The following is a 17,179-nucleotide window of genomic DNA, read 5'->3' as shown; positions in this document are numbered from 1 at the left end:
CCCCGGCGCGGCTACCGACCCCTCACAGGAGCCGTGCGATGCGCCCTCGCCGTCCCCACCGCCGGATGCCGGTCAGCCGGCGGCACGTCCTGCGCGGCGGCCTCGCCGCGGTCGCGGCGCTGGCGGCCGGCGGCGGGGTGGCCGGCTGCGGCACCAAGGGCACCGGGCACACCTCCGGCGGCTGCGTCGCGGAGGACCACTCCGACCGGGAGAAGACGCTCAGCTTCGCCAACTGGATCCAGTACATCGACGTCGACGGGCGGGACCCGTCGAAGCGCCCGACCCTGGACGCCTTCGCGCGGTCCACCGGCATCCGGGTCACCTACACCGAGGACATCAACGACAACAACGAGTTCTTCGGCAAGGTCCGCAACCAGCTCGCCGCCTGCCAGTCCATCGACCGGGACCTGATCGTGCTCACCGACTGGATGGTCATCCGGCTGATCCGGCTCGGCTGGGTGCAACGACTCGACCCGGACAACCTGCCGGACGTACGGCGGAACCTGGTGCCGGCGCTGCGCAACCGGTCGTTCGACCCGGTGGGGCGGCTGGCCGTGCCGTGGCAGTCCGGCCTGGCCGCGCTGGCCTACCACGGCGGTGTCGCCCGGGAGGTCCGGACCGTCGACGAGCTGCTGACCCGGCCCGACCTGAAGGGCCGGGTGACCCTGCTGGCCGAGATGCGCGACACCATGGGCCTGCTCATGCAGTCGAACGGGCACGACCCGGCCAACTTCACCGACGAACAGTTCGACGCGGCGCTGGCCAAGCTCGACAAGGCGGTACGCGCCGGCCAGATCCGCCGGTTCACCGGCAACGACTACGCCCCCGAGCTGGCCCGGGGCGACATCGCCGCGTGCTTCGGCTGGTCCGGCGACATCATCCAGCTCGCCGCCCAGAACCCGAAGATCCGGTTCGTGACGCCCGAGTCCGGATCGATGCTCTACTCCGACGACCTGCTGGTGCCGAACAGCGCCACCCACCGGGCCAACGCCGAACGCCTGATCAACTACTACTACGACCCGGCGGTGGCGGCCCGGGTGGCCGCCGCGGTGCGCTACATCTGCCCGGTCCGCGGCGCCCGCGAGGAGGCGGCGAGGACCGACCCGAAGCTGGCCGACAACCCGCTGGTCTTCCCGGACGACGACACCTTCGCCGTGTCGAAGGTCTTCATGGCGCTGACCGAGGCGCAGGAGAAGACGTACGAGGAGAAGTTCCAACGGGTGATCGGCAAATGACCGACGGCGAGACAGCCGGCGACGACCTCCGGCTGACCGGCCTCACCCGCCGGTTCGGCCCGGTCACGGCCGTCGACGACGTCACCCTCACCGTCCCCGCCGGCTCGTTCTTCGCCCTGCTCGGCGCGTCCGGCTGCGGCAAGACCACCACCCTGCGGATGGTCGCCGGCCTGGACCGCCCCGACGCGGGCCGGGTGCTGCTCGGCGACCGGGACCTCACCCGGCTGCCGCCGCACCGGCGCCCGGTCAACACCGTGTTCCAGAGCTACGCGCTCTTCCCGCACCTGGACGTCTTCGAGAACGTCGCCTTCGGCCTGCGCCGCTGCGGCGTACCGGATGTGGCCGGCCGGGTCCGGCGGATGCTGGCACTGGTCCGGCTGGCCGGCTACGACCGGCGCCGGCCGGGCCAGCTCTCCGGCGGCGAACAGCAACGCGTCGCGCTGGCCCGCGCGCTGGTCAACCAGCCCCGGGTGCTGCTGCTCGACGAACCGCTCGGCGCGCTGGACCTGCGGCTGCGCCGGCAGATGCAGACCGAACTCAAGCGCGTCCAGGACGAGGTCGGCGTCACCTTCCTGCACGTCACCCACGACCAGGAAGAGGCCATGACCCTCGCCGACACGGTCGCCGTCCTGAACGCCGGCCGGGTCGAACAGCTCGGCCCGCCCGCCGACCTCTACGAACTGCCGGCCACCGCGTTCGTCGCCACCTTCCTCGGCCGCTGCAACCTGCTGCCCGCCGAGGCAGCCGGCCCGACCGGCGGCGAGGTCCCGGTCCGGGCGTACGGCTCGCGGTTCCGGGTGCCCGCGGCCCGCGCCCGGTCCGACCGGGGCGCGGTCCATTTGGGGGTACGCCCCGAGAAGCTGCACCTGACCGGCACGGTCGAGCAGGTCCCGTCGGGGCATCATTCGGTGGCCGGCACGGTCACCGACGTGTCCTACCTCGGTGTGGGCACCGAGTACCTGCTGCGCACCGGCTGGGGCACCGAACTGTCCGCGTTCGCCCCGAACAGCGGCGTCACGGCGGACCGCTGGCCGATCGGCGCTACGGTCCAGGCGTACTGGTGGCCCGACCACGCCTTCCTGCTGCCCCGCTCCACCGGCCCGGCCTCCGTCGAGCCGGCCTCCTTGGATCCGGACGAGGTGCCGGCGTGACCGGTGGCCGGGGGCGGCTGTTGCCGTACCTGTTGGTGTTGCCCGGGGTGGGGTGGCTGGTGCTGTTCTTCGCGGTGCCGGCGGTGCAGCTCGGCGCCGCGAGCCTGTACGACCCGGCCGGGTCGCTCACCGACGGGTACGCGATGACCTGGGCGGTCGGCAACTACCCGGCCGCGCTGCGGGCCTACTGGCCGCAGTTCGTCCGGTCCTTCCTGTACGCCGGGACCGCCACCCTGATCGGCGTCGCGCTCGGCTACCCGCTGGCGTACGCGATCGCCCGCAAGGCCGGACGCTGGCGCAACCTGCTGCTGGTCTGCGTGGTCGCGCCGATGTTCACCAGTTTCCTGGTCCGCACGCTGGCCTGGAAGACGATCCTGTCGGACACTGGATGGCTGGTCGGCGCGCTGCGCGCCGTACACCTGCTCGGGCCGGACGGCCGGCTGCTGGCCACCCCGGCGGCGGTGGTCGCGGGCTTGGTCTACAACTTCCTGCCGTTCCTGGTGCTGCCGCTGTACGCGAGCCTGGAGCGGCTCGACCCCCGGCTGCTGGAGGCGGCCGGCGACCTGTACGCGGGCCCGGTGCGCACGTTCCGTCGGGTGACCCTGCCGCTGTCCATGCCCGGCCTGGTCGCCGGCGTGCTGCTGTTCTTCATCCCGGCGGCCGGCGACTACGTCAACGCCGAACTGCTCGGCGCCCCGAACCAGTACATGGTCGGCAACGTCATCGACTCGGCGTACCTGGTCCGGCTGGATTACCCGCAGGCGTCGGCGCTGTCCTTCCTGCTGCTGGCGGCCGTCCTGGTCCTCGTGCTCGGCTGGCTGCGCCGTCCCCGGGGGGCTGCGGCGCAACCGCTCTCGCGGGTCGCACCGTGAGTGTCGCCCGGCGGGTCTGGCGCTGGCTGGCCGGGCACTGGGTGCTGGGGGTCGGGCTGCTGGTGCTCGGCTACCTGTTCCTGCCGATCGCCGTCGTCGTCGGGCTGTCGTTCAACCGGCCGTCGAGTCGGCTGTCGTACGACTTCCACGCGTTCACGCTGGACAACTGGCGGCATCCGTGCGGGGCGGCCGGGCTGTGTGACGCGCTGGTGCGCAGCGTGCAGATCGGGATCCTGGCCACGGTGGTCGCCACCGTGCTCGGCACGATGCTGGCGTACGCGCTGGTTCGTTACCGGTTCCGTGGCCGGTCGGCGCTCGGTCCGCTGATCCTTGCGCCGTTGGCGATGCCGGAGGTGGTGCTCGGGTCGTCGCTGCTGACTCTGTTCGTGGCGGCCGGGGTGCCGCAGGGGTTCTGGACGATTCTGGTGGCGCACGTGACGTTCTGCGTGTCGTTCGTGGTGGTCGTGGTGAAGGCTCGGCTGGCGGGGTTGGACCCGGCGTTGGAGGAGGCGGCGGCGGATCTGTACGCGACCGGGTGGCAGGTCTTTCGGCGGGTCACCCTGCCGTTGCTGTTGCCGGGGATCGTGGCGGCGGGGTTGCTGGCGTTCTCGCTGTCCTTCGACGACTTCATCGTGACCAACCTCAACGCCGGGACGACGGTGACGTTTCCGATGTACGTGTGGGGGGCGGCGCAGCGGGGGATCCCGCCGCAGGTGAACGTGATCGGCACGGCGATGTTCCTGGTAGCAGTCCTGCTGGTGGCGGCCACGACCTTCCGCCGCCGTCACCGCCACTGACTGGCCCGTCAACACCCACTCGGCGCAGCTCTGCCGGTGGTAGACGCGTCTACCAGCGGGGGGAGACGGTAATCTGCAGTTAGCGATGCTGTTGGTCCGGAGGTGGGGTTCACGCTGTGGGTACTGGTTACGAGCCGATGACCCTGGCCATGTTGGCAGCCCGTCTCGCGTCCGCCGAGAGCGATCAGATCCGCTGGAAGCTGGTGTGGGAGTTCCAGGAGGAGTACCGGTGGGAGCCGGCGGACACCAGGGTCGACCTGTTGAGGGACGAGCCTGAGCCGTGTGGGGACGAACGCTGGGATGCGCTGCTCGCGGCACTCGCGGAGCACCTGCTCGCACAGGTTGATCTTGCCCCGCCCGGGTGGGTTGAGGCACGGGTGCTGCGGCGAGCCTGGTTCCCGGCCGAACTGGCCATCCACCGTGCCGACGCGCTGGCGTGGGCACCAGCCGCGTTCCGGAAGCACGGTGTGTACCTGTCCGTTCATGACCTGGCAGCGGCGTGACAGGGGCCGACGGCGTCCTGATGGGGCGCGTGGAACTCGAGCGTGCGTTCACCCGACTTGGTGAGAGGCTCGTTCGCCGCGGCGTCGTCGCTGACATCTTTGTCGTGGGCGGCGCCGCGATGGCGCTGGCCTACGATGCCAAGCGGGTGACCAGGGACGTCGATGCGATGTTCATTCCGCACGGTGTCGTCCTCGACGAGGCGCGGGCGGTGGCCGACGACCTGGGGCTGCCTCCGTGGTGGCTCAACGAGCAAGCCAGCGTGTACGTCTCCGGGAAGGAGGATCCGGGGCGGCGGCGGGTCTTCGACCATCCGGGGTTACGCGTCATGGCGGCCTCACCAGAGCACATCTTCGCCATGAAGGCGCTTGCGGCGCGGGCCCGAGATGTGGACGACCTTCGCACCTTGGCGGCGCTGTCAGAGGTCACGACCGTGGACGACGCCGTCCGCCTCTGCGGGGACTTCTATCCAGACGAGGTGATCTCGCCGAGGGCCATGGGGGTCATCCGCGAACTGTTCGAATGAGCCCATGCTTTCCTACCGATGGAGCCGGAGCGAGTTCGTGCGGGCGTCCGATGCGGGTGCCTTCGACCACCGGGTGGAACTCGTCGAAGGAGAGATCTGGCGAGTAGCGATCGGTTCGTGGCACGGCGATACGGTTGGCCAGCTTCTCGCTCTGCTGCCGCGGGCCGGGGCGCGGGTAACGACCGCGACGCTGCCGACGGGAGAGTCCCTGCCCGACCCCGACTGTTGGGTGCGTCGGGTCGACGCGGATCCGATCGGGACCGTCGGGACCGTCGGGACAAGGCTGTCGGTATGGGACGCCGCCGACGTGCTGCTCGTGGTCGACGTTGCCGACGAGACCGTGATCCAGGACCTCAACGTCAAGGCCCGGCTCTACGGTCGGGCCGGTTACCCCGTGTACTGGGTGGTGACCCAGGAGGCGATCTACGAACACACCGGGCCCATCCCGACCGGATACCGGACGAGGGTCGAATATCTCCACGGGGAGCGCGTGCCTGTCCCGTACACCTCCGCCGAGCTCACCCTGGGCGACGCGAGCGTGCTGCTCGCGCACGGCAGCTGACTGACCGCACAGGCTAAGAACCGGTCATCCGGATTTGAAGACGTCCGGGCCGGTATAATCACCGCGATCCGCTTAGCGGCTACTATAGAGTGACGAGTAGAGGCTGGTGTGGCTCGATGGTGAATGACGCGCTGAGATCTTCAAGATTTATGCTGGACGATCTCAGAGCAAAGTATGCCGCCCAGGAAGCATCGCAGGCTTTCTTGCGGCTTTATGATTACCAAAACTTCAGACATATGTTCGCGGTCCTTCACGAGCGGCTGAATGGCCACTTCGAAAGCGTTAATGATCGGGCGAGAAGTACCCATCACTACTGGGCCGAAAGTAGTCGTGACCTTATCGCACTTATCGACGAATTGAACCAAGATCTTCAGGGCCTCAACCATGCTGGCATTGAAGTAGCGCTCGATGAGAGGTATAAGGAGGCGATCAGGCGTTGCGATCCCTGGCTGTCTAGCAGCGGCGGGAGTAAGATTCCTGATGACTTTGAGCAAATTATGGTCGTGAAGTACGAGCCGATCTTCCTGCAGTCCGACATGGCTGCGAGCCTAAAGAAGCGCCAATCGGCGGTCAGTTTAAAAATGGAAGGGCAAGGCTCTTACGCAATCGTCTATTCTTATGTCGACCCCGATTATGGTGTAAAGTTCGCAATAAAGCGGGCTAAGCGAGGAATAGAAGAGCGCGACCTGCTCCGATTCAAGCGGGAATTTGATGTCATGAAACGCCTCAGCTTCCCTTATGTTCTTGAGGTGTATCAGTACGACCAGGAGCGGAATGAGTACCGCATGGAGTACTGTGACGATACGTTGAGGGGGTTTATTGCCAGACGAAACAACAAGCTTTCATTTTCCTCTAGGAAGCGTATCGCGCTTCAGTTCCTTTACGGGATCAACTACCTCCATGGCCAGAAGCTACTGCACCGTGACATTAGCCTTCAGAACGTTCTTCTGAAGGTCTATGAAAGTGGCGCGGTTCTTGTGAAGCTGTCGGATTTCGGTCTAGTGAAAGATCAGGCGTCAGAATTTACTCGAACTCATACGGAGATGCGTGGAACCATCCGCGATCCTCTCCTCCATGACTTCAAGAGCTATGGGGTTCTGAACGAGATTTATTCAATCGGCTGGATATTATCCTATATCTTTACGGGCAGGGAATCTCTTAAGTCGACCGACGACCAAGTGAGCCGAATAGTGCAGAAGTGTGCGGCACATGACGTTGCGAAGCGTTATCAGACCGTGCGTGAGGTCATCTCGGACGTCGAACAGCTCGACGCGAAGCCGATAGATTCGCCTGCTTGACCGCCACTAGTTAGTCGTCCAGTAGCGCATAGCGGTCCAGCTCATCCCGAATCTGACCGCGGTCCGCTAACGTTCCTCGCAGCTCTTGTACAGATCCCGCATAGCTTCCTCGTGCTCATTGCGCTGGTCGGTTAGCACGCGGATCCCGGTATCCGAGCCGTCGAGCAGGCCCGCGACCGCCTCCATCACCTCGTGGAACCGGCGGATATGTACGCGGCCAAGTGTCGAGAGTGTCTCCGAGCCGTCCCTATGGATCGGATAACGGAAGTGCTCGGAAGTGGGATCGAAGCTGTTTAGCTGCAGGAGGACTCGCTCGACGTTGTCTAGGTCCTCTTGGGAGTCGCCCGGGAACGCGTCCTGCAACAACGGGCGAGTCACCCGCCACAACTGGTCAATCTTGTGGGTTAGTGGCAGATTCGCAGGCTCGCGGCGATACGTTTTGGTCAGAAGGATCAAAGCCTTGAGCTGAAGCTCAACGTAGTGACGCCAACACATGAGGAACGGGTAGACCAAGTAGTCTTGGTCTCGGCCAGTGACAGTGACCTGCTCGGCGATCACCGTAGCGGCCTTCCAATAGCCCTTGATGTAGCCGATCCAGCGGTCCCGTGGCCAGTCCATGCAGGCTACAAGCCACCAATCCTCGCCCTTGGCTAGCAGGCTAGTGTCAGCCGCCGGCCAGGGGGAGCAGAAGTTTGGATCATCGGAGTGTTCTCGCGCCAGGTTCATTGAACTATGGTCGCGCCTATTAACCCCGCTGTCCAATCATTTGTCCCCGCGATATTTGTTCCGGCTCTAGTCGGGGAAAGTTTATTCGCTTCCTTCTTTTACGCTCTACGATTGCGGCCGTCACTAACGAATTAGGATTCGAAATGGCTCGCGCTCCGTCACAACCGTAGCTGTCTTCTCGCGGATCCAGTCTTCGACGGGGCGATCACCTTCAAGTAGGAGCGTGAGTTCGTTCAGTTCTGCGAGGACCATTAACTTCTGGGACAGCACGTCTCGGCACGCCTGTACCGCGGGATCGGTATAGCCTGAGTTGGAAATGAAGAGGCCCCTAACGTCGGGCCGCCTGAAAAGTCTAAGAAGATGACTCGACATGGGGGCAATGTCGATAGGCTCGCTCCACCACTTGACTTCCACGAGGTAGAGATGACCGTCCGCCATGACGACACCGTCGATCTGCTCCTCAGGCGTGCCGGCGCTGCGTACCTCGAACGGCTCGCGTATTTGTATACCCTCAACTTTACAAAGGTCGGAGAGTAAAACCTCGATTCTCCTTCCTCGTCGCTGAGGATTCGACTCACCTTTAAGGTCGATCATCCGCGTACGCAATGCCGTCCTCGCGGCGCGGTGACTCCGCTTCCGTTCAAGCTGCTCTTCTCGCTCTCGAATGCGTGCTAGGCGCTCTTGGTCGCGCTCCTGTTGCATCCGAGTAAAGGAATCTCGTACGTCGACGATTTGTCGAACTGCGGCTACGAGTCCACGAGCTTTGTCCTGATCGTTAGGCCAAGAAAGCGTAAAATCCTCCCATTGGGTCACGCGCCGAATTATTTCACGCCGCTCACGCAGGAACCGATCTCCGCCATCGTTCAACTGACGAATGACGATGCGAGCAATCTCGTATTTACTAATCGACCGAGCATCGGTAGATACCGTCGCCTGAATCTTGCGCAGCAAAGCCTCGGCGACCCCGGCACTCCGGAAAAAGTCGATTGTTTGCTGCTTCGACTTGACCAATATGGGAATGGTATCGACCAGTCGATCGACAAGGTCTGGAGAGTAGTGCCAGCTGGCGTCCGGCAACGGTGCCCCCTTCAGGTGCCGCCCAACTTCATCTTTCATGGTGATACTACGGCCATTGCGGTGGATGCTTTCGGCGCCAAGCCGACGGCCCGGCTGGTGACACCTGGAGAAGAAGTAGCGTTTCCTCAGCCAAGTGGCGATCTTGGGAATGCTCGCCGCCGCGATGACGTGGTAAGCCGTGCTTCCAACAAGCATCGCCCAGGCTGGCCGCGAGGCGGTCGGCCTCGTCCCAGTCCTGGCGAGCATGACGCCCTGACCAGGTCACTCGCGATGGTGGACGCCGTCACGTTGAGCCGACACTCGTCGCCTCGCTGGTCTATTTCCGGCTACAAATACTGCGCGGCCGCCTGCTCGACCTCGTTGATGAAGGTCTCAAGCTGCTCCTCGCTGTGCATGTCATCGCGGAGCAGCGTGCCCAGGACAACGATCTGCGCCGGGATGTAGACCTCCGGCGAGAGGGTGTCGAGAAGTTCCGGCTCTCCGACGGCTGCTCTGATCAACGCCTCCGTCTCAAGTGCCGGCAGATCCTTGCCGTCCACGTACCGGGCGCGAGTGTCAGACACGAATCTTGTGATTGCGTTCAGGTCCGGTGCCGCGCCGAACCGGTTGCCGACCGCCAGGGCGAAGGCCATGCCGATCACCTGTAGCGCATTGGGCAGCTCCATGACCTTCGACTCGCCGGTCAGGCGGTCGACGGTTCCCCAGTCACTCCGAGCCAGAGCTCGAAGCAGGTCGGTTATCTCTGGCCGGACGCTCATGGGTACATTCCCCCAGCGCTTTGGTGGAGGAGTCGCTACATGTACTCAGCCGCCGTCCGCTCGGTCTCTTGGATGAAGCTCTCAAGCTGAGGCTCGTCGAGGTTCAGGTCGTCGAGCAGAGCGCTCAACAGCGCGAGCTGAGCCGAGAACGCGGCCTCTGGCGCCAGGTTGTCGATCAAGTCAGCCTCGCCGAGCGCTGCGCGGATCATCGCCTCCAGGTCCATTGCTGGGAGGCTCTTGCCGTCCTGGTACCGGGACCGCACGTCCGCCACATAGGCGGTGATCGCCCTGACGTCGGTGTCGGGCGAGAACCGGCGGGTGACCGCGACATAGAACGCCGCGCTCAGCACTTGCGAGCCGCCCGCCCAGCCGAGCCTGTCCAGCTCGGCGAGTAGCTGGTCGATGGTGCCCCAATCTTGCCGGGCCATCGCCCTGATCAGGTCAGTCAGCTCCTGCTTGGCCTGCATCTCTCCACCGTTTCGTTAGATATTCGCGAGCCATCCGCCCGGTCTTATGGACGGCGATGCCGACCACGACACCTATGACGATCAGACTGCCCGCCGTGCCAGGAACATCAATCTTGTTCGTTGTATCTGGTTGCTGGACCGAAGGGGTGGTGGTGCCGGTGCTGTGGCCGCCGGAGGGCCCTGCCTTGTGCATAGTGACCTTGAATACGTTCTCGGCCGCCTCGGTCACGGACTTGCCGGTGTCTTGAATGTCCTCGATGTTCCGGGTCATCTTACTGAAGAAGCCTTGAGCGCCCCGGTGGGTCTCGGATCGCCGTGCCGCCTCCTGTAGGAGTTCCTCACCGCTGGGCATGGCTGATTCTGCTGCCTGCTTTTCAGGCGCAGAGCCAGGGGCGATGTGGTTGGCGTAGGCGTTCAGGTGGTTGGCGGCTTCGGCAAGTAACCGCTCGACCTTGCCGACCTTGGCGGCGGCGATCTGGCTGCTGTCGACCGCGGCGCGGATGTCGCGATGATCGCTGCCTTGACCAGCCGCGGTGAGTAGGGCGTGCCCCTGCTGCGCATCCGCCCCGACGCGATGGGTGGCCGCAGCCGCACTGTCGAGTTCGTTCGCTGCGGCACGGAGCTGAGCGACGATCTGCTCAACGAGTCCACTCATCCGAGCGTGGCCGAATACTTCTGCGCGTGCTCCCGGGCTTCTTCGAGGCGTCGGACCACCAACTCGATCTCGTGCTTGGCCTCGGCCAACGTTGCACGCGCCTTCTCGGTCAGGTCGTGGTGGCTGTCGGTCAGGGTGGCCAGCGCCAGAGCGGATACATCGGTCAGGCGGCCGTTCACCTGCTCGATGCCCTTGCGCGCCTCATCGAGTGAGTGACCGCCTTGCCGGATCGTCGCCTTGACATCCCCGATGTTCATGGTCAGCCGAGGACGCTCATGTACTCCCGAGCGGCCTGCGATCCGCCCTGCACGAGCTGCGCGGCTTGAGCCAGGTGCTGCTTGCTCTGTTCGGCGCGGGCGATGGCTTCGGCGATCTTCGGGTGGCCGGTGCCGGCGGCGACGGCGCGCAGCCTGGCGAGAGTCTGTTCGACGCCGGCCGCAGCGGCCTGGATCTGGTTGACCGCGGTGTTGCCCTGCTCGGCTGCTTGGGCAAGCGCTGCCTTGACTTCCTCGATGCTGGCCATCTCGCTCTTTCTTCCGAGGGTCGCTGTCGCGACCGCGCAAGCGTCTGCTGTGGTCAGACGAACACTATCCGACAGCATCAAGTCGGTGAATAACGCGGAGGCCCGCCGAGGGGCCGGTAGGCTCCCGCGTCCAGCTCGGTATCAGGCTGCCGCGTCGCCGTCCTTAAGGCCGTCGAGGAAGCGGCCCCAACCGTCTCGGTCGAACGTCAGCACCGGACCTGTCGGATCCTTGCTGTCCCGAACGCCGACGACGCCCGGCAGGTTGTCGGCGACCTCGACGCACTCGCCACCGTTGTTGCTTCGGCTGCTCTTGCGCCAGCGTGCCGTCCGGTCAAGCATTGCCGTACTCCTCTGCGATGGTCTGCATCATGCTCCTGGACTTGGACTCGTTCAGGGTTCGCCCCTCCATGTCCTTCCAGATATCCGAGTGTGTTCCGGCTTCGTGGGGCTTGTCGAGGTAGATCGCACCGGTGGCCGTCTCGATGTAGACCACGGTCGGCTCCACCACCTCGCCGTCCTTGCCGCGCGGAAATTCCAAGATTGAGAACGCTCCGGTCATCGCGCCGGCGTGCAATCCGGCCGAGAACGGCAAGATTTTTACAGTTACGTTCGGTAGCTCGGCGGCCTTGATGATCTGGTTCAGTTGCTCGGACATGATCTCTGGGCTGCCGACCTGCCGCCGTAGAACCGACTCGTTGAGGATCACGCTTAGTTGCAACGGCGAGAAGCGGGTCAGGATGGCTTGGCGTTCCATCCGGAGTTGGATGGCGCGCTGCACGTCGTTCGGCTCGGCGATGTTGACCGCGCCTCCCGGCATGCTGAAGACCTGCTCGGCATAGGCCCGGGTCTGCAGGAGGCCGGGGACCAACTCGTTCTGGTAGCGGCGGATGGTGGCAGCGGACGCTTCCAGTCCAACGTAGAGGTTGAACCAGCGGGGCAGGCCCGAGCCGATGTAGTCGTGCCACCAATTCTTGTTCTCGCGGGTGGCAGCGGTCATCGCGAGCAGGAGTTCGGCTTCCTCCGCCGATGCGCCGTAGAGGTTGAGCATCTGCTCCACGTCGGCCTGGCGGAAGCGCACCGTTTCCGCGCCGTTCTCGATGCGGTAGAGGGTCGCTCGTGCACGGTCCAGCCGCTCGGCCGCGTCCTCCATGGTGATGCCGGCCGCCTTGCGAAGAGCCTCGAACTTTCTCCCGATCTGCCGGCGAAGCATCGTCGATCCGGTTACGCCTTGTGACACGCGCGCCTCCTGGTCGCGGGGCTGTGAATCGTTCCGGTGGCTAACGAGAGCGAATGGATTGTCTAACCGGGAATAGACACGTGACTGAGTGTACGGATCTGGAGACTCTATAGCAATGGAGTGGTCCTGTTAGACGTTGCTATTGACTGGCTCTGGTGCTTCACTGCCATCACGAGCCGCTGGCGAAACCTCCTTGAGCTGCGGCTTTGTGGATCAGCTCGGCTGTCGTACCGCTGGTCGTGGCTGCGGTGGTCGGGCCCGGTGGGCCGTCCGTTCCCTTCCCGGACGGCCCACCCGCTCCGCACAACCCCGATTCGAGAGGTGGGTTCGCCGTGCGCATGTTGTTCCGTCGTCTGCTCGCCGGGCGCCGTCAGACCGAGCCGCCGCCCCAGGAGACGGACTCGACGTGTTACCGGGCGGCGTCGTACCTGCCGTTGCGGCCGTGGCAGGTGCGGCGGCGGCCGTTCACCCGGCGGGGCCGGCGCGGCGTCGACGCGGCCGAGGTCCGCAACTTCCTCGACCAGGTGGCCGGTGACCTGGCCGACGCGTACAAGGCGTTGTCGGCCAGTCGGGCCGAGACGGCCAGGGTGGAGGCCGAGTTCCGGCAGTGGCGGGCCCGGCAGTCCCGGTACGCCCACAACGGGCACACCCGGTGACCGCCATGAAAGCCGGCGGCGGGGGAGCGCCGGTGACCGTGGTCTGCCCGGACTGCGACGGGCTGACGTTCGTGCTGCGCCGGTGCCACTGCGTTAGTCGTGGCGACCGGTTCCTGGTCGACGAGGACGCGGCCCTCGGCAAACCGGCCGACGAGGCGTACCGGGAGTGCCGGGTCTGCGGCGGTGCCGGCAGCGTGGCGCAGGCGTGCGGGTCGTGCCGGCAGCGGGGGAGCCGGCGGGCGCAGCTCGTGCTGACCGTGGCGAACCTGGACACCGGCGCGGTCGCCTCCCGCGAGGTGGTGCCCGGCGCGGTGCCGCCGGACCGGCGGGCCGGGTACGGCTGGTGCCTGCCGCTGGATCCGGTCGTGCGGGAGTTGGCCGCCGCCGTCGGCGCCGGCTCGGTCCGGGACGTGCGCTACCCCGACCGGCCGGTCGGCGAGCTCGTCCTGTCGCTGCCGGCGCGGTGGCGGCCCGACCTGCCCGCCACCGACCGGTACGCGATCGAGGCGCAGGTGGTCGCCGGGCAGGACTACCACCCGTGGTGGGTGTTCCTCGGCCGGACCGCCGCCGAGACGCCCCGCGACCTCGACCGGGACCTGGGCCGGTTGTGCGAGGTGGCCGAGCTGCTGCGGCTCGACCTGGTCGTCGAGGCCCGCCGGCAACGCTGGGGCGAGCTGTCCTGGGACATCCGCTACGAGCTGCCCGGCGCCGACGTACCCGACGATCCGACCCGCCGGGGCGCGGACCTGCCCGCGGCGGTCGCCGCGACCACCGTCGCCGACGCGCTCTACGGGCTGGACGTGCGGGGTCGGCGCGCGCCCGCGTACACGATCGAGCCGGCACCGCCCGACCGGGTCGGCGCCCCGATTGTCGACCTGGACCAGGTCGAACGCCGCATCTACGCCGACCTGGCCGACGCGGCCGGCGCACAGGCCGTCTGGCGCGACGGCCGGTGGTGGCACGTGCGGCTGCGGGTCGGCGGCACCATCGAGATCCTCACCGAACGCGACACCGGCCAGGTCACCCGCCGCACGGTTACCGCGCTGCACCGCGTCTGGCAACCGCCGGCACCGTCGTGGTGGGGCACCCCCATCGGGTACGACGAGTGCCCCGACTGCCGGCCCGCCCACGGGCTGCGCCGCTGCTACTGCACCATGGGCGGCCGACCCGCCGACCCGCACTGCGCCGCCTGCTCCGGCGCCGGCATGGCCCCCTCACCGCTGCCCTGCCACACCTGCCGGGGCAGCCACCGCCGACACCACGCCGTCGCGGTCACCCTCACCGACCTGCGCCACCGCGTCGTCCACCAGACCTGGCGGCCGACCCCCGGCACGCCCGCCCCGCTGGTCGCCACCCAACCCGGCGGCAAGCCGGTGCACCAGCTCCCCGACCGCTACCGGCTCGCCCGCTGGGCACCCACCTTCCGGGTACGCCCCGAAGACCTCACCGAAGCCGACCTGGGCCAGCCTCTCGGCCAGGACCTGCGCGACGGCACCGTCACCCTCCCGTACGCCGGCGCCGACCCGCTCACCGAACACCTGCACGCCATCGGCCGCGGCCTGCCCGGCGCGCGCCTGCTCGTCCTCGCCTGCGCCCCTGACGTGCCGCCGCTGACCGAGTTGATCCGGCTCGCCCACGGCCTGCACCTGGCCATCGTGATCACCGTCGAGGACCACCGGCAGCACGACGGCGATCCGCTGCGCGTCCACGGCCACCGGTGGGAGGTCGACGTCGTCCCGCCCGACGCGCTGCCCACCGGCCCCGACGGCCCGGCCGCTGGCTGCGACGGCCCGCTCGCCGGCTCCGACGGCCTGGTCGCTGGCTCCGACGGCCCGCTCGCCGGCTCCGACGGCCTGGTCGCTGGCTCCGATGGCCCGCTCGCTGGCTCCGACGGCCCGGCCGCCGGCTCCGACGTTCTGTCCGCTGGCTCCGACGGTCCGCGGACCTTTCGGCTCGAACCGCCGCTGCAGCAGACCGTCGAGGCCGCCGTCGCCAGCTGCCTCACCTACCTGGAGCTTGCCCTGGCCCGCACCGTCCCCACCGACCCGGGTCGCCCGGTGCCGGTGCCGCAGAGCGCGGCCGTCGCCGCCATGGACGACCCGACACCCTCGATCCTCCGGCTCGCCCACCACTACGCCGGTCAACCGGTCACCGTCCACCTCGCCCCGACCGGCTGTCGCCTCCTGCTGCACGAGCGCGACGGAATCCGACAACTCGCCCAAGCAGGCACTCCCCGCGAGGCGCTGTCCCTTTTGGGCCTACATCATCCTTGATGTAGCTACTACGAAGATGAGGTAGGCCGTGCCCGTCGCCGCCCAGCATCCCCGGAACCACTCCGGCCGTGCCCCCGGAGTCCGGTGATCGTTAACGTCTGAGCCGTAGCTCCACCGGCGTGTCGGACGGCTCAGCCGTTAACGATCATGAGGGAATCCCGCTGACCGTCCGCCCAGTCGGCCACGCGTCGAGCCACTGCCGGTCCGTGGCCGCACGTGCCTCGATCGTCCGTAACCCTGGGTCACCGCAGTGCTGCTGCGAGTTCGGCGGCGTTGTCGAACGTGGCTGCCGCCCTTTCGGATTCGTGTTCCGTGAGCGTGACGGACCGGGCGCGGGCCAGCATCTCGGCCGTGGTCGCTGGATCGTGCAGCACCATCGCGAGTTCGGCGCGGTAGACCAGGACCTCCACCTGCTCGACCGGGTCATCGTCGGACTGCGGGCGGGCCAACGCGCTGTCCAGGATCCGAACGGCCTGTCCGACGCTTCCCCTGGAATCGGCCTGCACGACAGCATTCGCCAGGGCCTTGGCCAGCCGCCCGGCAGGCGTGGCGGCCGGCATCGGCGCGGTGACGGCGTCCCGGAAGACGCGGATCCAGTTGCCGCCCGGGTCGATGACGCTGAACCCGCCCAACCCGTCGGCGTTCTTCCGCGCCCTGGGCCGGGTCATCCGCGGCGTTCCGGACACCAGTACCTTGCCGTACGCGGCGCGCATGCCGGCGGCGAATGCCCGGTGCAGTCCCTCGATGTCCGAGGTGAGTACGAGACAGGAGCCATAGGACTGCTCCGGATCAAATCCGGGGATCTCGAAGAACTGCAGATGCAGGTCTTCCCGCCGCACCCCCACGCACGGGTTGGGCTTGCGTTGCTTGTACGTGGTGTGGAAACCGAGAACCTCGTAGAAGGTTTGGATGTCGTCAATGGATGCGCACGGCAGCAGGGGAACGGTCCGTTCGTTGCTCATGCGTCCTTCCTAGGCGTCGGAGGATGTCCGTCGCACATGGAAATAGCCGATCATCGCCTTCGGTCATCCGATCGGCTGATGACCCCGGACGCGGCGCCGCCGAGCCCCCGCCATTGGCGGGGAAAGCCAATGAGTCTTGGACAAGTTCTGTTCGGTTGGAACGCAAACTGTCCAAGACTTGTTTTACGTCCATGTGGTGCGCCCCGTCGACCTCGACATGCAGCCGGTATTCGCGCCAGTAGGCGTCCAGGTAGCGGTTCCGTCCCGCCGCGTCGACCCGACGCTCCTGCAGGTCCGGCACGGGAAGCCGGTACCGCCGGCAGAGTCGGACGAAGTTGATCTCCGACAGGGCTTCCGCTCCGCCGGAGATGTCGTCGATGGTCTGCCGGATGAGCGCCCGCCGGGGCACGTTCGGCAGCCGTTCCAGCACCGCACCGAGTTCAGCCGGAGTGACCCGGCGTTGCTGACACGCCGACGCGAGGACGACCCGGGCCTGGTCCGCGCCCCGCGCCCAGGCCGCGGCGTCCACTACCGCACGAGCCATTGTGGTACGCATCGGCCGGGCCAGTTGCACGTGTTCCTCGGGCAGTATCGAGGTCCGGTGCAGGATGACCCCCGGCATGTCGATGGGCAGCGTGCGCAGGACGTTCCGCGCCGGGCGGCGGTGGGCCGGGACCAGGACGTGTATCGCCTGGCGCCGGAGGCCGCGTACCCCGCCCTCGGCGGCCGCGGTTGCCCCGGCCAGCACCGAGTCCGGCCCGGTGACCAGGACCGCCACCCACAGTTGCTGGTCGAGGGTGAGGCGACCGTTGCCGGCCAGCACGACGCCCCCGGCAGATGGATCGCCAGCGCCCGGAATGGATCAGCCCGCTTAGCGTCCCCGGGCTGAGCGCACCGGTCGCC

The 17,179-nt window shown here is 66.9% G+C and carries 21 protein-coding genes; 10 read left to right on the top strand and 11 right to left on the bottom strand.

Annotated features, from left to right (window positions below; translation table 11 throughout):
- Positions 1-38: 38 nt before the first annotated feature.
- From ACFOX0_RS15975 to ACFOX0_RS15940, 8 genes are all read left to right on the top strand, one after another.
- Positions 39-1,235 (top strand): polyamine ABC transporter substrate-binding protein, encoded by a 1,197-nt coding sequence (locus ACFOX0_RS15975; RefSeq protein ID WP_377546269.1) that lies wholly within the window; start codon positions 39-41, stop codon positions 1,233-1,235.
- Positions 1,232-2,386 (top strand): ABC transporter ATP-binding protein, encoded by a 1,155-nt coding sequence (locus ACFOX0_RS15970; RefSeq protein WP_377546267.1) that lies wholly within the window; start codon positions 1,232-1,234, stop codon positions 2,384-2,386. The genes ACFOX0_RS15975 and ACFOX0_RS15970 overlap by 4 nt, the downstream gene beginning before the upstream one ends.
- Positions 2,383-3,258, top strand: coding sequence for an ABC transporter permease (locus tag ACFOX0_RS15965; protein WP_377546265.1), 876 nt, complete (start codon positions 2,383-2,385; stop codon positions 3,256-3,258). The genes ACFOX0_RS15970 and ACFOX0_RS15965 overlap by 4 nt, the downstream gene beginning before the upstream one ends.
- The gene (locus ACFOX0_RS15960; protein WP_377546263.1) at positions 3,255-4,055 is read left to right on the top strand and encodes an ABC transporter permease; all 801 of its coding nucleotides are present in this window, start codon (positions 3,255-3,257) and stop codon (positions 4,053-4,055) included. Before ACFOX0_RS15965 ends, ACFOX0_RS15960 begins: the two co-directional genes overlap by 4 nt.
- Positions 4,056-4,192: 137 nt before the next feature.
- Positions 4,193-4,558, top strand: coding sequence for a hypothetical protein (locus ACFOX0_RS15955; protein ID WP_377546261.1), 366 nt, complete (start codon positions 4,193-4,195; stop codon positions 4,556-4,558).
- Positions 4,559-4,587: 29 nt separating this feature from the next.
- Complete coding sequence (locus ACFOX0_RS15950) at positions 4,588-5,082, top strand: DUF6036 family nucleotidyltransferase (protein ID WP_377546259.1); 495 nt, start codon at positions 4,588-4,590, stop codon at positions 5,080-5,082.
- A gap of 73 nt (positions 5,083-5,155) precedes the next feature.
- Complete coding sequence (locus ACFOX0_RS15945) at positions 5,156-5,644, top strand: Uma2 family endonuclease (protein ID WP_377546257.1); 489 nt, start codon at positions 5,156-5,158, stop codon at positions 5,642-5,644.
- Positions 5,645-5,793: 149 nt separating this feature from the next.
- Positions 5,794-6,942, top strand: coding sequence for a protein kinase family protein (locus tag ACFOX0_RS15940; protein WP_377546255.1), 1,149 nt, complete (start codon positions 5,794-5,796; stop codon positions 6,940-6,942).
- A gap of 66 nt (positions 6,943-7,008) precedes the next feature.
- On the opposite strand, the gene ACFOX0_RS15935 is transcribed toward ACFOX0_RS15940, so the two are convergent.
- The 9 genes from ACFOX0_RS15935 to ACFOX0_RS15895 all read right to left on the bottom strand — a co-directional run bounded on the left by ACFOX0_RS15935 (position 7,009) and on the right by ACFOX0_RS15895 (position 12,358).
- Positions 7,009-7,668 carry a hypothetical protein gene (locus ACFOX0_RS15935; protein WP_377546253.1) on the bottom strand — a complete coding sequence of 220 codons (660 nt, stop codon included), beginning with the start codon at positions 7,666-7,668 and terminating at the stop codon, positions 7,009-7,011.
- A gap of 123 nt (positions 7,669-7,791) precedes the next feature.
- A complete protein-coding gene (locus tag ACFOX0_RS15930; RefSeq protein WP_377546251.1) occupies positions 7,792-8,940 on the bottom strand; it encodes a restriction endonuclease in 1,149 nt (382 codons plus the stop codon).
- Between the two features lie 131 nt (positions 8,941-9,071).
- Positions 9,072-9,503, bottom strand: a complete 432-nt coding sequence (locus ACFOX0_RS15925; protein ID WP_377546249.1) for a hypothetical protein — start codon at positions 9,501-9,503, stop codon at positions 9,072-9,074.
- Between the two features lie 35 nt (positions 9,504-9,538).
- Complete coding sequence (locus tag ACFOX0_RS15920; protein WP_377546247.1) at positions 9,539-9,970, bottom strand: hypothetical protein; 432 nt, start codon at positions 9,968-9,970, stop codon at positions 9,539-9,541.
- The gene (locus ACFOX0_RS15915) at positions 9,945-10,625 is read right to left on the bottom strand and encodes a hypothetical protein (protein WP_377546245.1); all 681 of its coding nucleotides are present in this window, start codon (positions 10,623-10,625) and stop codon (positions 9,945-9,947) included. The genes ACFOX0_RS15920 and ACFOX0_RS15915 overlap by 26 nt, the downstream gene beginning before the upstream one ends.
- Positions 10,622-10,882: a hypothetical protein gene (locus ACFOX0_RS15910; protein WP_377546243.1), complete on the bottom strand. Its 261-nt coding sequence runs from the start codon at positions 10,880-10,882 to the stop codon at positions 10,622-10,624. Before ACFOX0_RS15910 ends, ACFOX0_RS15915 begins: the two co-directional genes overlap by 4 nt.
- Before the next feature lie 2 nt (positions 10,883-10,884).
- Entirely contained in the window at positions 10,885-11,148 is a 264-nt protein-coding gene (locus ACFOX0_RS15905; protein ID WP_377546241.1) for a hypothetical protein, read from the bottom strand.
- A gap of 141 nt (positions 11,149-11,289) precedes the next feature.
- Positions 11,290-11,487, bottom strand: a complete 198-nt coding sequence (locus ACFOX0_RS15900) for a DUF397 domain-containing protein (RefSeq protein WP_377546239.1) — start codon at positions 11,485-11,487, stop codon at positions 11,290-11,292.
- Positions 11,480-12,358: a helix-turn-helix domain-containing protein gene (locus ACFOX0_RS15895; protein WP_377546367.1), complete on the bottom strand. Its 879-nt coding sequence runs from the start codon at positions 12,356-12,358 to the stop codon at positions 11,480-11,482. Before ACFOX0_RS15895 ends, ACFOX0_RS15900 begins: the two co-directional genes overlap by 8 nt.
- A 365-nt stretch (positions 12,359-12,723) precedes the next feature.
- Here ACFOX0_RS15895 and ACFOX0_RS15890 point away from each other — a divergent pair, with 365 nt between their 5' ends.
- Positions 12,724-13,041 carry a DivIVA domain-containing protein gene (locus ACFOX0_RS15890; protein WP_377546365.1) on the top strand — a complete coding sequence of 106 codons (318 nt, stop codon included), beginning with the start codon at positions 12,724-12,726 and terminating at the stop codon, positions 13,039-13,041.
- On the top strand, positions 13,038-15,314 hold the full coding sequence (locus tag ACFOX0_RS15885) for a hypothetical protein (RefSeq protein WP_377546237.1): 2,277 nt from the start codon (positions 13,038-13,040) through the stop codon (positions 15,312-15,314). Before ACFOX0_RS15890 ends, ACFOX0_RS15885 begins: the two co-directional genes overlap by 4 nt.
- A gap of 242 nt (positions 15,315-15,556) precedes the next feature.
- On the opposite strand, the gene ACFOX0_RS15880 is transcribed toward ACFOX0_RS15885, so the two are convergent.
- Positions 15,557-16,276, bottom strand: coding sequence for a VOC family protein (locus ACFOX0_RS15880; RefSeq protein ID WP_377546235.1), 720 nt, complete (start codon positions 16,274-16,276; stop codon positions 15,557-15,559).
- Complete coding sequence (locus tag ACFOX0_RS15875) at positions 16,230-17,099, bottom strand: hypothetical protein (protein ID WP_377546233.1); 870 nt, start codon at positions 17,097-17,099, stop codon at positions 16,230-16,232. The genes ACFOX0_RS15880 and ACFOX0_RS15875 overlap by 47 nt, the downstream gene beginning before the upstream one ends.
- Positions 17,100-17,179 lie beyond the last annotated feature (80 nt).

Origin of the sequence: Micromonospora zhanjiangensis (genome assembly GCF_042650605.1) — a bacterium.
Lineage (GTDB): Bacteria > Actinomycetota > Actinomycetes > Mycobacteriales > Micromonosporaceae > Micromonospora_J > Micromonospora_J zhanjiangensis.
The sequence above is the reverse complement of the archived record's forward strand: the minus strand, read 5'-3'. Positions and strand labels throughout refer to the sequence as shown.

What these genes read in the sequence shown, in the direction of transcription:
- ACFOX0_RS15975 (WP_377546269.1), top strand. Translation starts at nt 39, where the DNA reads ATGCGCCCTCGCCGTCCCCACCGCCGGATGCCGGTCAGCCGGCGGCAC.
- ACFOX0_RS15970 (WP_377546267.1), top strand. Translation starts at nt 1,232, where the DNA reads ATGACCGACGGCGAGACAGCCGGCGACGACCTCCGGCTGACCGGCCTC.
- ACFOX0_RS15905 (WP_377546241.1), bottom strand. Translation starts at nt 11,148, where the DNA reads ATGGCCAGCATCGAGGAAGTCAAGGCAGCGCTTGCCCAAGCAGCCGAG.
- ACFOX0_RS15890 (WP_377546365.1), top strand. Translation starts at nt 12,724, where the DNA reads ATGTTGTTCCGTCGTCTGCTCGCCGGGCGCCGTCAGACCGAGCCGCCG.
- ACFOX0_RS15920 (WP_377546247.1), bottom strand. Translation starts at nt 9,970, where the DNA reads ATGCAGGCCAAGCAGGAGCTGACTGACCTGATCAGGGCGATGGCCCGG.
- ACFOX0_RS15940 (WP_377546255.1), top strand. Translation starts at nt 5,794, where the DNA reads ATGCTGGACGATCTCAGAGCAAAGTATGCCGCCCAGGAAGCATCGCAG.
- ACFOX0_RS15895 (WP_377546367.1), bottom strand. Translation starts at nt 12,358, where the DNA reads ATGCTTCGCCGGCAGATCGGGAGAAAGTTCGAGGCTCTTCGCAAGGCG.
- ACFOX0_RS15910 (WP_377546243.1), bottom strand. Translation starts at nt 10,882, where the DNA reads ATGAACATCGGGGATGTCAAGGCGACGATCCGGCAAGGCGGTCACTCA.
- ACFOX0_RS15935 (WP_377546253.1), bottom strand. Translation starts at nt 7,668, where the DNA reads ATGAACCTGGCGCGAGAACACTCCGATGATCCAAACTTCTGCTCCCCC.
- ACFOX0_RS15955 (WP_377546261.1), top strand. Translation starts at nt 4,193, where the DNA reads ATGACCCTGGCCATGTTGGCAGCCCGTCTCGCGTCCGCCGAGAGCGAT.
- ACFOX0_RS15925 (WP_377546249.1), bottom strand. Translation starts at nt 9,503, where the DNA reads ATGAGCGTCCGGCCAGAGATAACCGACCTGCTTCGAGCTCTGGCTCGG.
- ACFOX0_RS15930 (WP_377546251.1), bottom strand. Translation starts at nt 8,940, where the DNA reads ATGCTTGTTGGAAGCACGGCTTACCACGTCATCGCGGCGGCGAGCATT.
- ACFOX0_RS15880 (WP_377546235.1), bottom strand. Translation starts at nt 16,276, where the DNA reads ATGAGCAACGAACGGACCGTTCCCCTGCTGCCGTGCGCATCCATTGAC.
- ACFOX0_RS15900 (WP_377546239.1), bottom strand. Translation starts at nt 11,487, where the DNA reads ATGCTTGACCGGACGGCACGCTGGCGCAAGAGCAGCCGAAGCAACAAC.
- ACFOX0_RS15915 (WP_377546245.1), bottom strand. Translation starts at nt 10,625, where the DNA reads ATGAGTGGACTCGTTGAGCAGATCGTCGCTCAGCTCCGTGCCGCAGCG.